Source organism: Pedobacter sp. (assembly GCF_040513095.1).
Lineage (GTDB): Bacteria > Bacteroidota > Bacteroidia > Sphingobacteriales > Sphingobacteriaceae > Pedobacter.
In genome coordinates, this window is record NZ_JBEVDX010000011.1 from 88,157 (window position 1) to 102,730 (window position 14,574).

The window sequence follows — 14,574 nt, forward strand, 5'->3', positions numbered from 1 at the left end:
AACAGTTGGACCAGCCCCGGGTGCTGAGGAACAAATATAAGAAATATGGGAAGGCAGTTCATGTGTTGCGGCTGAAAAAGGCAGGCCACAGCCGATTGACACAAAAATCTGATGTACCTAATATAATTTTTCATATCTACACAATAATAAATGTTAAAATATGTTAATAGTATATATTTATTATCCAGCTATGAAGTCGATCAAAGTATTCCTGCTTCCGGGATTAATCATCAAAAAGCTAGGCCTGACCAAAATCTATTATTGGTTTAACAGGTAATATTTTTATTAAGAAACGTTTAAATAACGATATTTTATTACTTTCAGCCTAGCGATACCTTTCAAAAACTTGTTACCTGTTGTTTCAACATAATTCCTGACAAGGTTCATATAAGGTATCTTTATTAACTGAAAGAAATGAGACCTAAACATCTGAAAAGCTGCATGGCAGTTTTGGGCATACTAGCTGCAAGCTATTCGTCCTACGCTCAACAGGCACCCAAAAAATTTATTGATCCTGCAAATATGGATCTTTCCGTAAAACCGGGAGATAACTTCTACGAGTATGCGAGTGGCACCTGGATTAAAAACAATCCTGTCCCTGCAAAAGAAACCCGCTGGGGAAGCTTTAACGAACTCCGCGATTTCAATATCAACGCAGTAAAAAGCGTGGTTGAGGATGCTGCGGCCGATAAAGCTGCACCTGCAGGATCAGTAAAAAAACGTGTGGGCGACTTCTATGCGGCTGCGATGGACAGTGTTACTATCGAAAAGCTTGGATACAGCCCGATCAAGGCCGATCTGGCAAGAATTAAACAAATCAAAGATCTGCAGGGTGTGATTAACGAGGCACTCCTGATGCGTACTTCCGGCATTGGCTCTCCTATGTTCAGCTTCGGGGTAACACAGGATAGAAAAAACGTGACAAAATATGTAGCATCACTGGGACAGGGAGGCACAACCCTGCCTGACCGTGATTATTACCTGAAGGATGACAGCCGATCGCTGAAAATCCGTGAGGCTTACACGACTTACATGACTACCCTGTTTACACTGACAGGCTCGGCAGCAGCCGAAGCAGCTCAAAAAGCAGCTACGGTTATGGCGATTGAAAAATCACTTGCTGAAGCACAGATGCCGCGTATAGAAATGCGTGATCCCTATAAAACGTATAATAAATTTACAGTTGCAGCTTTCACTGCAACCACGCCAAATCTGAACTGGAGCGCCATATTGCCCAAATTACAGGTAGCAGGACAGGATACTGTATTGGTAGGACAGCCTAAGTTCTTTGTAGCCCTGGACGGTATGCTTAAAAGTGTTCCGCTGGCCGACTGGAAAACATACCTCCAATGGTCTGTACTGAAAGGCTCTGCCGCAAACCTTAGCTCTCCTTTTGTGAAAGCTAATTTTGCATTTACAAAGGCTCAGACAGGACAAAAAATAGAAACACCAAGATGGCAGCGCATGTCTTCTTTAACAGATGGCGCTATCGGTGAATTATTAGGTCAGCTATACGTAGCCAAATATTTCAAACCTGAGGCGAAAGCAAGGATGACAGAGCTGATTAAAAACCTGCGTACAGCATTTGAAATCCGCATCAAAGGGCTGGACTGGATGAGTGATGCCACTAAGGAAAAAGCACTGGCTAAACTGCATGCCTTTGTACCTAAAATCGGTTATCCTGATAAATGGAAAAACTATGACGGCCTGACTATTACCCGCACTACTTATTTCCAAAACTTAAGAAATACCGGAGTTTGGGGATATAAGGATATGGTTTCTCAGCTTGGAAAACCAGTAGACCGCAGCCGTTTTGGAATGACACCTCCGACAGTAAACGCTTACTACAGCGCTACCATGAATGAAATTGTTTTTCCGGCAGGAATCCTGCAGTTCCCGTTCTTCGCACCTGATGCTGACGATGCAGTGAATTATGGCGGTATAGGAGCCGTGATCGGCCATGAAATGTCGCACGGATTTGATGACAGCGGAAGCCAATATGACAAAGATGGTAACCTGCGCAACTGGTGGACAGCCGAAGACCGTACAAAATTTGAAGCAAAGACAAAAGCCCTCGGCGAACAGTTTGATGCCTACACTGTATTGGACACGGTCCATGTTATCGGTAAATTGACTATGGGAGAGAATATTGGTGACCTGGGAGGATTGAATGTAGCCTATACAGCGTTTAAACTCACTAAACAGGGCCAGTCTAACGAGAAGATCGATGGATTTACCCCTGATCAGCGTTTCTTCCTATCATGGGCACAAGTGTGGAGAGGCAATATCTTACCTGAAAGTGCTGCTCAACTGATCAAAACAGATCCGCATTCACCAGGAGAATTCAGAACGATCGGTGCCCCGGTAAATATGGATGCCTGGTATAAAGCTTTTGATGTGCAGCCAGGAGATAAATTATATAAAAAACCTGAAGATAGAATCAGAATGTGGTAAACTAACCACCCTATTAAAAGAGCGCCGCCGGTTTATCCCGTTGCGGCGCTTTTATTTAATCCCTGTATTTCTCCTGTATCTTTTTGGGCAGCTTGTTCAGTACCAGCTGGCGTGAATCTGCAATTCTTCTTTTTAGCTCCGTGGCAGGCATCACCTCAAGGTCTGTCAGCCCTATCCATTGCCCTTTTGCCAGGTGCCAGGCCTGACTGATTCCGTCGCGCGCTATCAGTTCTTCAAACTCTTCCGGATTGCATTTCATGGCGAGATTGCCATCAGTAAGGGAACTCATCACAAATATTTTTTTTTCGATCATGAAGCAAAGGTTATCCTCCCACTTTACTTCCTCAGTTGTGCCCGGCAGGCTCAGACAGTATTCCCGAAACATTTCTATATCCATCATCAATATAATTTAAGCTAATTTAAGTAAATAGGATAAATTTGCAGAAATGAATATTATCACCCCTACAGCAGACGGCTCCAATACTTTATACAACGAAACCATTGGCGAGCACTATCACTCTAAACATGGCGCTTTGCAGGAGAGCAAACATGTATTTATAGATGCCGGACTAAAATATGCTGAGCAAAGCTTTCCGGGAGAAAGGCTGGCTATTCTGGAAATTGGTTTCGGCACAGGATTAAACTTCCTGATGACTTCCGCTTATGCCAATGAACAGCAGCTGATGATCGATTATACGGGAATTGAAGCCTATCCACTGCGCATCCAGGAACTTGCATCCACGCTGTACGATCAGTACGTACCTTCGAAGATCTGGGATACCTTCATCCAGAATTATGAACAGGCCCTGACAGCAACAACTGCTTTGACTGAACAACAACAGCTGACCATCCCTCATACCACACTTCAGGATTTCCAGTCAGACAAGCTCTTTGATCTTGCCTATTTCGATGCCTTTTCAGTACAGCACCAACCCGAAATGTGGTCTGACGAAATTATCGGCCATGTATGTTCCTTTCTGAAGCCCGGGGGAATATTTGTTACTTACGCCATCACGGGAAAACTAAAACGGGCACTAAAAAGCGTCGGAATGACCATTGAAAAACTTCCGGGTGCTCCCGGAAAAAGAGAAATGCTCCGCGCAGTGAAAACGCCTTAGAGGCAGGGCGCATCAAAAACAGATTACATTTTTATTACACATACAGTATCTTTGAGCTCAAACCTATCCAGCCCTAAATTGTTCCTCCATTATCTAAGACAATTAAAATGGATAAAAGAAAATTAGGAAGTACGGACTTACTGGTATCCCCGATTACGTTTGGAGGAAATGTTTTTGGATGGACCTTGGACGAAGCAAAATCTTTTGAAATACTGGACGGATTTTTTGAGGCAGGTTTCAATTTTGTTGATACTGCAGATACTTATTCGAGATGGGCGGAAGGAAACGAAGGCGGTGAGTCTGAAAAGATCATCGGCAAATGGATGAAAGCAAGAAATAACCGGAATAAAGTGATCCTTGCCACCAAGGTTGGCGGCGATATGGGCAGCGGAAAGAAAAGCTTGTCAAAAGCGCATATTACGGCGTCAATAGACAGTTCACTGAAACGTTTGCAGACTGACTATGTTGATCTTTACCAGTCGCACTACGACGATCCTGAAACATCCATAGAAGAAACCCTTGAAGCATATGACCAGCTGATCAGGGCAGGAAAAGTACGGTGGATCGGTGCTTCCAACTTTAGTGCAGATCGCCTTAAAGAATCACTGGAAACCAGTCAGCGACTGAGCCTGCCGAAATACCAGAGCTTCCAGCCGGAGTATAACCTTTATAACAGAGAAAACTTTGAAAAAGAATTTGAGCAGATTTGTCTTGACAACCATTTGGGTGTGATCGGCTATTACTCCCTTGCAAGCGGGTTCCTTACAGGAAAATACCGCTCCGAAGAAGATTTTGGGAAAAGCAAAAGAGGTGCTGGGATAAAAGCTTATATGAACGACAGGGGATTCAGGATTCTGAAAGCCCTGGATGAAGTTTCTGAACAATACAATTCTGCTCCTGCAAGCGTCGCTTTAGCCTGGTTACTTGCACGGCCATCAGTTACAGCGCCAATTGCCAGCGTAACCAGTCTTGCACAACTCGAAGAGTTAACCAGGGCCGCAGCCTTAAAACTGAATGTAGAAGACATTTCTATTCTCGATGAGGCAAGTGCCTGGTCATGATCCTGCAAATTGGAGCATCAGATGCCCTGTCCGTTAATTCTGGCAGGGCATTTGTCGTTCAGCAGAATAACGCTTAAACTGAATATTAATGAGGAACATTTACCTGCCCTTTTACGCCAAACTGGCTCTGGTTTTATTTGCAATCATTTGTCTGGGCTACCTCGCCATTCTGGGACAGAGTATTCTCGCCCCCTTGTTGTCTTCCTTCCTGCTGGCCTTTCTGCTCCTGCCGCTGGCTAATTTTCTGCAGTTCAGATGCAGGTTGAAAAGAGGTCTGGCATCCATACTTTCAGTTGTAGTGATGATCGCTGTTATTGCAGGAATCATGGCTTTTCTGGCCAATCAGCTAAGCGATCTCGGGCAGGACTGGCCCCTTCTGAAACAGCAGGCAATGCATTCTTTTGAAGAACTGCAGCACTGGGTTTCAAAAACCTTCCATGTCAATGCCCATAAACAAATAGATTACCTGAAGAACAGCGCGACAAATGCCATCGCTACAAGTGCTACAGTGGTAGGCGTAACCCTGATGACCCTTTCATCTACCCTCCTTTTCCTGGCTTTTTTATTGCTGTTCACCTTTTTTATCCTTACTTACCGGGGCGTCCTTTATTCTTTCCTTAAAGCTGTATTCAAAGAAGAACACGAACAGAAAGTAAGCGATATTGTGGGTCAGATACAATACATCATCAAACGCTATATTCTTGGTTTATTTTTGCAGATGCTGATTGTCACCGGGCTTATGATGATCGTACTCAGCATCCTCGGTGTTAAATATGCAGTACTGCTGGGCCTCATAACCGGGATATTCAATCTTGTGCCCTATGTCGGAATATTTTCAGCCCTGCTGATTAGTATCGTAATAACTTTTGCTACTGCAGGTGCAGCAAAGGTTCTTCTGGTGATTATTGCATTTGTAGCTGTACATGCGTTGGACGGCAATATCCTCATGCCGCTGGTAGTGGGCTCAAAAGTAAAAATTAACGCCCTGTTTGCCTTTATAGGAATAGTAGTCGGAGAAATGATCTGGGGCATCTCAGGCATGTTCCTGTGTATCCCTTACCTGGCCATGTTAAAGATTATCTTTGACAGGGTGGATGACTTAAAGCCCTGGGGCATCCTGCTTGGTGAAAAGGTAAATCCTTCAAAAAAGAGGAAAGTTTACCGTATCACCAAAAAGATCAAACTGGAAGAACCTGAATAGAAAAATTGTATTTTTGCTGCTCAATCCTATATAATCATGCCCAATACTATCCCACCTGTTACAGCAAAAGACCCTTCATCAGCATTTTTGAGATTGTTAACCATCCTGGATTCATTAAGAACAGAATGCCCCTGGGATAAAAAACAAACCATGGAAACGCTGCGCCATCTGACAATTGAAGAAACCTACGAACTATCGGACGCCATCCTTGACGGCGACCTGCAGGAGGTAAAAAAGGAACTGGGCGATGTCATGATGCACCTGGTTTTTTATGCAAGGATCGCTTCAGAAACCAGTGATTTCACCATCGTGGATGTATTGAATAGCGTTTGTGACAAACTGATCAACCGCCACCCCCATATTTACGGGGATGTTGAGGTGCAGGATGAAAATGATGTAAAACGCAACTGGGAGCAGATTAAACTCAAAGAAGGCAATAAATCTGTGCTTGGAGGGGTTCCTGCTTCCCTGCCCGCACTGGTTAAGGCCGGAAGAATTCAGGAAAAGGCCCGGGGAATCGGGTTCGACTGGGACAATAAGGTTCAGGTTTGGGAAAAGGTAGAAGAGGAGCTTGCGGAATTCAAGAACGAGTATAACGTTATTGACAACGAGGCCATCGACATTGAAAAAGCTGAAAGTGAATTTGGCGACCTGATCTTCTCTCTGGTAAACTATGCAAGGTTTATTGGGATTAACCCTGAAAATGCACTGGAGAAGACCAACAAGAAATTTATCAAACGTTTCCAATATATTGAAAGCAAAGCACTCGAAAGCGGAAAGGCTCTGCAGGACATGACACTGGCAGAGATGGATGTCTACTGGAATGAAGCCAAGACAGTAAAATAGTATCAATAAAAAAGGGAGGATCAATGACCCTCCCTTTTTTATTGATCAGAGAAACTAAGAATGCTTCTTCTTCATGGTCATTTTAGCCTTCTGGCCGATGCCATAATTATAGGTCTTTGTATTGCTTTCCTTTTTATCATGATAAGCACCGCCACCGGCAGGCTCATCAGTTTTTACTTTTACCACCCGGTTTTTATCCAGCCCTTTAGGTTTGCTGTTCTTCTCTATCAGCAACTCAGCAGGAAGATCACTCAGCTCCATCTTCTGGCCAATTGACTGTTCAATCTTTTTCACCTGAATCAGTTCCATGTCTGTAGCAAAGGTTATGGCCACAACTTCGTCCGGATTCTCTTTATTTTTAATGATCCTGCTCAGGAAAGTTTCTTTTTCTTCAGGTACTTCGAAGTGAAAGATAAAAGGGACTTCATCTAAATTCAAAGGCCCCTCACCTTCATTGGCCACAACAAGTACTCTTGCTTCGGGGCTCTGTTTAAAATCTTCAAAATCGTCAAAGCCATCTTCATCAAAATGAAGGGGCTTTAACATCGAAAACTCCATCTCTTTACTGCTGGCAAGACTTTTCGCCAGTTTCTGAGCGGTTAAACGGGCATTTACAAAAACGACTACCTTGTCAAACACTTCATCATCACGCAGTAAATTGTGCAGCAGGTTGATTTTGGTTTTATAATTAGGCACATGATACAATACCTGCGTTACGGTTTCTGTTTTGGTATCACCGAAATCCTCTACCTCGATCACTGTAGGGAAATTCATAAACTGATCGGTCATTTTGCTCAGTTTTTCATGGATCACCTCTGTAAAAACCAGATGCTGACATTTACCTGCACTCCTTGCCAGTTCACACACAGGCAACTGCATCCCCTGCTTCACGATCAGCTCGGCATCATCAACGATAAAGGTTTGCAGTTTACTCAGGTTTAAGCCCAGCTTCAGATAGATTGCCCTGGCACGTGTAGGTGTAGCTACTACGATATCTATACCCAGTACCAATTCATTTACTTCTGCCTCTACCCCGCCTGTACCATAAAGGCCGACGATATTGAGGTCACGGTTTTTGCTGAGTGAAACAAACTGGTCGATCACAGCGATCGCACGGTCTTTGTCGGCCACTAGAATCAGCACTTTTGGTGCATCATCCCTGGTATACTTTAAACGCATTAAAACGCCAAGAATATACGTTGTTGTTTTTCCTGATCCTTCAGGTCCTACAGCAAGCACATCCTGTCCTCCAAGAATTCTCGACATGCTTTTCGCCTGAATCTCTTTTGGGCTCAAGTAGCCGGCATCAGTCATTGCTGCTACCAGGGACTTACTTAGTTTTAATTTATCTAACGACACAGTTTTCCAGTTAAAATTGATATTGCAGCAAATTTACGCAAATCAACCTAATATACGGTATGATCTACCCCCGGAAATTGTAAATTAGCGCATTAACTAATCTTTACCCACATGAAACGAACGCTACTAAGCCTGTTTTTACTGAGTACATCATTGGGCGTATTTGCCCAGGATGCTGTCAGTTATCAGCTGCCCCCCAAAGCCATGGCCGACTTACTCCTGGCGAAACCCACCCCAACTGTAAGCATTGATAGTAAAGCAGAATGGATGTTAATGAGCGAACGTAACTCGTATCCTTCTGTTGAACAACTGGCCATGCCGGAATTCCGCATAGCGGGATTAAGGATCAACCCATTAAATTTTTCACTTAGCAGGCAGATCTTTATCAGCAACTTTAGCCTGAAGAATATAAAAACCAGCAAAACTGCGGCAATCAGCGGTCTTCCCAGCCCACTCTTTGCCAGCCTTCCGGAGTGGAACCCGGGAGAAACCAAAATTTCATTCACCAATACCACTTCAGCAGGTGTTGATCTCTATATCATAGACATTGCTACAGCAAAAGCAACAAAAGTGAATAAACAACCACTAAATGTAGTATTGGGAAATGGTATCACCTGGGTAGACAATGAAACAATTTTATACAGGATAGCTACCAAATCTGCCAATGCTGTTCCAGTAAAACCTTTACTGCCAAAAGGCCCTACAGTGCAGCAGAACTTAGGCAAAGCTTCCCCAAGTCCAACCTTCCAGGATCTGATCAAATCACCTTATGATGAGCAGTTATTTGAATTTTTTGGTACTTCACAACTGGTACAATATAAAAATGGGACTGAAACCAGGATCGGACAGCCTGCAATCTATACTAGCCTGAGTGTTTCTCCGGATAAAAAATACCTCCTGCAAAGGACTGTCAACAAACCCTTCTCCTACCTGGTTACTTACAGGGGATTCCCTTCCACCGTAAAAATCACCGATTTGTCTGGTAAAACGGTAAAAATACTGGCAGAACTTCCTTCTACAGAAGGTACACCTTCGGGTTATGACAACACGCAAAATGTTGCCCGTGATTATGACTGGAGGGATGATGAAGCGGCAACTGTTACCTGGGCAATGCCTTTGGATAGTGGCCTGATCAAAAAGAAGGTTCAGTTCCACGATGCCTTATATGCCTTAGACGCACCCTTCAGCGGAACTGCAAAGGAATTGTTCAAAACCGAAACCCGTTACCGCGGAACTGAATGGGGAGATGCTGCACTTGCATTGGTTTTCGAGGGCCTTCGAAGCAAGCAAACCAGCAAAGTAAGCCGTTATAACCCAACTACAGGTACTCTGGAAACTTTATACGCGCTGAATCAGACTGATGCCTACAACGATCCGGGAGATCCTGTTTTGACTAAGAATAAATTTGGCCGGCAGGTGGTGCAAACAGTAGATAACGGAACGAAATTACTCATGAACAATACAGTCGGATCTTCGCCAAAAGGGGATTTACCCTTTCTGGCTAAGTTTGACCTTGCTGCCAAAAAGAACGACATCATCTGGCGCAGTGCTGAAGGTACCTATGAATATGTAGCGGATGTACTCGATGCCAATAAACTTGTGCTGCTGACCAGAAGAGAATCGCAGAAAGATGTGCCGAACTATTTTATCAAAAACCTTGTACTGAGAATGGCAGACAGGCCACTTACCAGTTTCAGCAATCCTTACCCAGGACTGGAGGGGATCAGCAAAGAAAAGATATCGTATAAGCGCTCTGACGGGGTGGATCTTACAGGTAACCTCTACCTGCCAAAAGGATATGACCGGGCAAAGGACGGTCCTCTGCCAACATTGATCTGGGCTTATCCGCGCGAGTTTAACTCAGCAGCAGATGCCGCGCAGATCAGGGGGTCAAAGGATCGTTTTACCGCAATCAGCTGGGCATCTCCAATCTACTGGGTAACGCAGGGATATGCTGTGCTGGACGAAGCTGAAATGCCTATCGTAGCCAAAGATGGTAAAAAACCGAATGATACTTATGTAGAACAACTCGTGGCAAATGCAGAAGCCGCTATCAATAAGCTTTCAGATCTCGGTGTAGGTGACAGGAACAGGATGGCTGTTGGCGGACACAGCTATGGTGCATTCATGACGGCAAACCTGCTGGCACACACGAAGCTTTTCAAAGCAGGTATTGCCCGCAGCGGAGCTTATAACAGGACATTGACACCTTTCGGATTCCAAAACGAGGAGCGTACCTACTGGGAGGTTCCTCAACTCTATTACGAAATGAGCCCATTCAGCTATGCAGACAAAATTAAAACACCTATCCTGCTGATCCATGGTGATGCTGATGATAATACCGGTACTTTCCCCATCAACAGCGAGCGTTTGTTCAATGCAATCAAAGGATTTGGCGGCACAGCTAGATTTGTGTTTTTGCCTTACGAGGCCCATAGTTACCGCGGCAGGGAAAACCTGTTGCATATGCTGTGGGAAATGAACAACTGGTTGGATACGTATGTGAAAAAAGCGAAATAGCTGTATTCATTCATCTATGGATAAGGCCCCGCTGGTTTACAGAAAACCACCGGGGCCTTATTATATTATTTAAAACGGATCGCTTTGAGTGGTGAAATCCTGCTGACCAGCATCGAAGGCACTACAAGCACTATCAGACAAATCAGCAGCGTCGCCAGGTTCAGCAGCAGTACATCCGTCAGATGAAATTCTATAGGCACGTAAGCCAGGTAATAGGACGTTTGATTAAGCTTAAAGATATGGGTATAGTGCTGTAAAAAGCCGAGGCCCAGGCCCAGTAAGTTACCCAGCAACAAGCCAATGCCAACAAGGTAAACTGCATTGTACAGAAATACCTTCATTACACTGTAGTCGGTCATCCCAAAAGCCTTTAACATTCCAATCATATTGGTACGTTCCAGGATCATGATCAGTAAAGCTGTAATCATATTGATCACACCCACGATCATCATCAGGATCAGCAGCACCTTAGTATTGATATCAAGTAATGATAACCAGGTAAAGATATTCGGAAAATATTCCTGTACGGATTCTGATTTAAGGTTGATCTCCAGATTGGAGTAGATCTCGTCAGACAGTGCCTGCAGCCTTGAGAAATCTTTAAGCCTGATCTCTATTCCCCCGATCTGGTTTGGCGTCCAGTTGTTTAAACGTCTGATAATATTAATATCGCCAAGTACAAAGCCTTTATCAATCTCTTCTACCCCGATATCATAGATGCCTACAATTTTAAAAGGCCGCTTTCTTGGTGGGTTTTGCACAAAGTACATGATAAAGGTATCTCCGGTCTTCAGCTTCAGCCGGTTGGCGGTAAAAGCAGATACCATGATCTCCTTGCTGGCCTTTAGGCTGTCTGTAAAATCGATTACCCTGCCCGTTACCAGATGCTTCCGGATGTAATCCCAGTTAAAACCACTGTCTATCCCCTTAAAATTTATCCCTTCCACTTCTTCATTGGCTGAAATGATTGCCGGTTTGGTAGCGTAAGACTGATAAAAAAGGATATTCCTGTTCTTTTTAAGATCAGAAAGGGTTTTTGTAGATGGTACAAAAGGTGTAAGCTCAAAGGAATTGTTCAGGTCCAGTTTAAAAATCCGTACATCGCCTACATAACCTCTTACTTTTTCCTGGATTTCTGTTTTAAAACCTTTAATGATGGCTATAGAGAGCATCATTACAGCCAGACTGAGCATCACCCCCGAAATTGCAATACGAACGATCAGCTTAGAGAAGGTGCGCTCAGATTTTATGGCAATACGCCTTGCTATGAAATATTCTGTATTCAAATTTTTTCAATAAACTGTAACTTAGCAAAAGTGGTTATTTGATTTTGAATTCAACCATAATTAATTAAAAAAGGTAAGTATGAAACTGTTTCCCAAATTAATCTATCCCTTCGCCCTATTGATCCTTGCGGTACAGGCTTGTGACGCCAGTCCGAAAGCAGCGAAAAGTACAGGCTCATCAGCAAATGAACTTCATGCTGACAGTTTAAAAAACTCCGCAGCAGAAATCCTTACCGGTGCAGCACAGACAGAAAAGTATCTTCCATTGCTGAACGGAAAACGGGTAGGAATGGTAGTCAACCCGACTTCAGTGATCGGGAAAATGACGGCTGTGGACAGCCTGATTAAAGTTGGGGTTAATATTGTGAAGATCTTTGGGCCGGAACACGGCTTCAGGGGTGATGCCAGTGCAGGTATTACTGTAAATGATGCTATTGATGAAAAAACTGGTATCAAGGCGATATCCTTATATGGTAAGCACAATACGCCAAGCACCGAAGACCTTTCTGACATTGACATTATGGTTTTTGACATCCAGGATGTTGGCGTACGTTTTTACACTTATATCAATACCCTGCAGCATGTGATGCAGGCTTGTGCAGAAAATAATAAAGAACTGCTTATTCTTGATCGTCCGAATCCAAACGGGTTTTATGTAGACGGCCCGGTTCTTGATCCGCGTCTGGTTTCTGGAGTTGGTTTGAAAGCGATCCCTATTGTCCATGGGCTTACTGTTGGAGAATATGCGCAGATGTTAAACGGTGAGGGCTGGCTTGATAATAAGGCACAGTGTAAGATCAGCATAATCAAAGTGGCAAACTATACACATGATATGCCATATGAGCTGCCGGTGAAACCTTCTCCAAATCTGAATACGCAGCAGTCCATTCTTCTCTATCCTACCTTATGCCTTTTTGAAGGAACGTATCTGAGTCAGGGTCGTGGTACACAGTTTCCCTTCAGTGTGTTAGGTGCGCCTGCGTTAAAGGGTAAATATTCGTTTTCCTTTACGCCGCAAAGCATCAGGGGAATGGCAGAAACGCCTTTACATCAGGATCAGGTTTGTTACGGGCTCGATCTCAGAAATTATGATATTTCAAACATTAGAAAAGATAAAACGTTAAACATTAAGTGGATGATCGAATTGTACAAGGCATATCCCAACAAGGCCGACTTCTTTAATATGAAACTTAGCAAACAAATGGGTAGTATTGATAAACTGGCTGGTGTATATTCCTTAAAAGAGCAGATCATTGCCGGTAAATCCGAAAAGGAAATCAGGGCAAGCTGGGAACCCGGATTAAGCCGTTACAAAGAGATACGCAAGAAATACCTTTTGTATCCTTAACTCAAAAAATCTACAAACATGAATACTGAACCTAAAAAGAAAAACGAAAAACCAAGCAGTAATTTCGAGGAGCCTTTATCCGGCGTTGACGAAGGAAACAAGGCTGTAAAAAAACCTGAGGATAAAGATTACACCAAAGATACGCCAGAATATAAAGATCCTGCAAAGCAACGGGAAAGGGAAGAACAACCGGTTGATCCTATTAAAAAAGCACCAAAGGACTAAAATAAAAGGGATAGCGCTTCAGCGTTATCCCTTTTTCTGTTATCTGTTAAAAGGCCCAGACTTTAAGCAACCTTTGTCAGCTTCTGTGCTTCCTTCAAAAACTTCATTAGTACCTTCTCGTCATTTTCAATAGCCTGCTGCGTATTGGGCGTGTGGGTATGGATCTTCTTCAGGTATTTTGCCAGCTGATCATTCTCGAAAGCTTCGAGCAGCAAAGGATAAACGTATGAGCTTTTGCAAACTGCACGGGTATTTCCGAGCTTGCTAGCCACACAATCCAGCACCTGAACAATAATTTTCTTTTTAGGCCGCTCCTCTTCAATGTTACCGGAGCAAAGAGCCAGTTGCCTCAGCGCCTCCAGTGTACCACCCCAGGTACGGAAATCCTTGGCCGTAAAATCACTCCCTGTAATCTCGCGGATATAGTTATTGATCTTGCCCGAATCTACTCCCCGGTGTTCCTTTCCCTCCGTATAATACTGAAATAAATCCTGACCGGGAATCTCCATACAGCTTTTCACCATTTTTGCAAGGCTCTTATCATTGAGTGCTACTTCCTGTTTTACCCCTTTTTTGCCAATGAATTTAAGCTTCAAAGTATTGCCGTCAACTTTGGCATGTTTAGTTCTTAGCGTAGACAGCCCATAGCTGCCATAAAGCTGCGCATAGGACTCATTTCCTACCCGGATCAGCGTTTTCTGCATCACCTCTACACAGATCGCAAGTACCTTCTGCTCATCATAGTCCTTCCTTTTCAAATCTTTTGCAAGCCTCTTTCTTGCAACCGGAAGTGCCTTTCCAAATTCGAGCAACCTGAAATACTTATGCTCGGATCTTCTGGAGGTCCATTTAGGATGATAGCGGTATTGTTTACGCCCGGCAGCATCCAGTCCGGTAGCCTGTAAGTACGCATTTTTTTTCGCAGCAATCCAAACTGAGGTCCATGCCGGCGGCAGCACCAGTGCTTTGATCCTGCCAAGCTGGGTTTCATCAGTAATTTTGTCCCCATTTTTATCCTCGTAATAAAAATTACCGGGTTTTCCTTTCCTGTAAATACCAGGCATACTGTCGGTAACATATACTAAACCACTTTCTTTAATCTCCTCCGGGGTCTGAACCATATAGTTTGAACAAAATATGCGTTAAATTTTTAGTT

The 14,574-nt window shown here is 43.7% G+C and carries 12 protein-coding genes; 8 read left to right on the forward strand and 4 right to left on the reverse strand.

What is annotated here, in order from left to right; genetic code table 11:
• Positions 1 to 414 precede the first annotated feature (414 nt).
• A complete protein-coding gene (locus ABWY16_RS01855; protein ID WP_353902947.1) occupies positions 415 to 2,454 on the forward strand; it encodes a M13 family metallopeptidase in 2,040 nt (679 codons plus the stop codon).
• 55 nt (positions 2,455 to 2,509) lie between these two features.
• Here ABWY16_RS01855 and ABWY16_RS01860 read toward each other — a convergent pair whose 3' ends face one another.
• Positions 2,510 to 2,854: an MmcQ/YjbR family DNA-binding protein gene (locus tag ABWY16_RS01860; RefSeq protein WP_353902948.1), complete on the reverse strand. Its 345-nt coding sequence runs from the start codon at positions 2,852 to 2,854 to the stop codon at positions 2,510 to 2,512.
• Between the two features lie 46 nt (positions 2,855 to 2,900).
• On the opposite strand from ABWY16_RS01860, the gene mnmC2 reads away from it, so the two are divergent.
• The 4 genes from mnmC2 (at position 2,901) to mazG (ending at position 6,680) form a co-directional block, all read left to right on the forward strand.
• Positions 2,901 to 3,572 carry a tRNA (5-methylaminomethyl-2-thiouridine)(34)-methyltransferase MnmC2 gene (gene mnmC2 / locus ABWY16_RS01865; protein WP_353902949.1) on the forward strand — a complete coding sequence of 224 codons (672 nt, stop codon included), beginning with the start codon at positions 2,901 to 2,903 and terminating at the stop codon, positions 3,570 to 3,572.
• Positions 3,573 to 3,679: 107 nt separating this feature from the next.
• Positions 3,680 to 4,633, forward strand: a complete 954-nt coding sequence (locus ABWY16_RS01870) for an aldo/keto reductase (protein WP_353902950.1) — start codon at positions 3,680 to 3,682, stop codon at positions 4,631 to 4,633.
• Positions 4,634 to 4,721: 88 nt separating this feature from the next.
• Positions 4,722 to 5,834, forward strand: coding sequence for an AI-2E family transporter (locus ABWY16_RS01875; protein WP_353902951.1), 1,113 nt, complete (start codon positions 4,722 to 4,724; stop codon positions 5,832 to 5,834).
• A gap of 36 nt (positions 5,835 to 5,870) precedes the next feature.
• A complete protein-coding gene (gene mazG, locus ABWY16_RS01880) occupies positions 5,871 to 6,680 on the forward strand; it encodes a nucleoside triphosphate pyrophosphohydrolase (RefSeq protein ID WP_353902952.1) in 810 nt (269 codons plus the stop codon).
• A 54-nt stretch (positions 6,681 to 6,734) separates the two neighbouring features.
• On the opposite strand, the gene ABWY16_RS01885 is transcribed toward mazG, so the two are convergent.
• Positions 6,735 to 8,039, reverse strand: a complete 1,305-nt coding sequence (locus ABWY16_RS01885) for a DEAD/DEAH box helicase (protein WP_353902953.1) — start codon at positions 8,037 to 8,039, stop codon at positions 6,735 to 6,737.
• Positions 8,040 to 8,150: 111 nt separating this feature from the next.
• Between ABWY16_RS01885 and ABWY16_RS01890 the strand changes: the two genes are divergently transcribed.
• Complete coding sequence (locus ABWY16_RS01890; RefSeq protein ID WP_353902954.1) at positions 8,151 to 10,559, forward strand: alpha/beta hydrolase family protein; 2,409 nt, start codon at positions 8,151 to 8,153, stop codon at positions 10,557 to 10,559.
• A gap of 65 nt (positions 10,560 to 10,624) precedes the next feature.
• Here the strand turns inward: ABWY16_RS01890 and ABWY16_RS01895 are convergent, their stop codons facing one another.
• Entirely contained in the window at positions 10,625 to 11,845 is a 1,221-nt protein-coding gene (locus ABWY16_RS01895) for an ABC transporter permease (protein WP_353902955.1), read from the reverse strand.
• Positions 11,846 to 11,924: 79 nt separating this feature from the next.
• On the opposite strand from ABWY16_RS01895, the gene ABWY16_RS01900 reads away from it, so the two are divergent.
• Both ABWY16_RS01900 and ABWY16_RS01905 read left to right on the forward strand, forming a co-directional pair.
• Positions 11,925 to 13,193: an exo-beta-N-acetylmuramidase NamZ family protein gene (locus ABWY16_RS01900; RefSeq protein ID WP_353902956.1), complete on the forward strand. Its 1,269-nt coding sequence runs from the start codon at positions 11,925 to 11,927 to the stop codon at positions 13,191 to 13,193.
• Positions 13,194 to 13,211: 18 nt separating this feature from the next.
• The gene (locus ABWY16_RS01905; RefSeq protein WP_353902957.1) at positions 13,212 to 13,418 is read left to right on the forward strand and encodes a hypothetical protein; all 207 of its coding nucleotides are present in this window, start codon (positions 13,212 to 13,214) and stop codon (positions 13,416 to 13,418) included.
• Between the two features lie 62 nt (positions 13,419 to 13,480).
• Here the strand turns inward: ABWY16_RS01905 and ABWY16_RS01910 are convergent, their stop codons facing one another.
• Positions 13,481 to 14,539, reverse strand: coding sequence for a DNA topoisomerase IB (locus tag ABWY16_RS01910; protein WP_353902958.1), 1,059 nt, complete (start codon positions 14,537 to 14,539; stop codon positions 13,481 to 13,483).
• Positions 14,540 to 14,574: the final 35 nt, after the last annotated feature.

Bases quoted from the DNA above. Each gene is read 5' to 3' on its own strand.
- ABWY16_RS01905 (WP_353902957.1), top strand. From the start codon at position 13,212: ATGAATACTGAACCTAAAAAGAAAAACGAAAAACCAAGCAGTAATTTC.
- mazG (WP_353902952.1), top strand. From the start codon at position 5,871: ATGCCCAATACTATCCCACCTGTTACAGCAAAAGACCCTTCATCAGCA.
- ABWY16_RS01890 (WP_353902954.1), top strand. From the start codon at position 8,151: ATGAAACGAACGCTACTAAGCCTGTTTTTACTGAGTACATCATTGGGC.
- ABWY16_RS01860 (WP_353902948.1), bottom strand. From the start codon at position 2,854: ATGATGGATATAGAAATGTTTCGGGAATACTGTCTGAGCCTGCCGGGC.
- ABWY16_RS01875 (WP_353902951.1), top strand. From the start codon at position 4,722: ATGAGGAACATTTACCTGCCCTTTTACGCCAAACTGGCTCTGGTTTTA.
- ABWY16_RS01910 (WP_353902958.1), bottom strand. From the start codon at position 14,539: ATGGTTCAGACCCCGGAGGAGATTAAAGAAAGTGGTTTAGTATATGTT.
- ABWY16_RS01870 (WP_353902950.1), top strand. From the start codon at position 3,680: ATGGATAAAAGAAAATTAGGAAGTACGGACTTACTGGTATCCCCGATT.
- mnmC2 (WP_353902949.1), top strand. From the start codon at position 2,901: ATGAATATTATCACCCCTACAGCAGACGGCTCCAATACTTTATACAAC.
- ABWY16_RS01855 (WP_353902947.1), top strand. From the start codon at position 415: ATGAGACCTAAACATCTGAAAAGCTGCATGGCAGTTTTGGGCATACTA.
- ABWY16_RS01900 (WP_353902956.1), top strand. From the start codon at position 11,925: ATGAAACTGTTTCCCAAATTAATCTATCCCTTCGCCCTATTGATCCTT.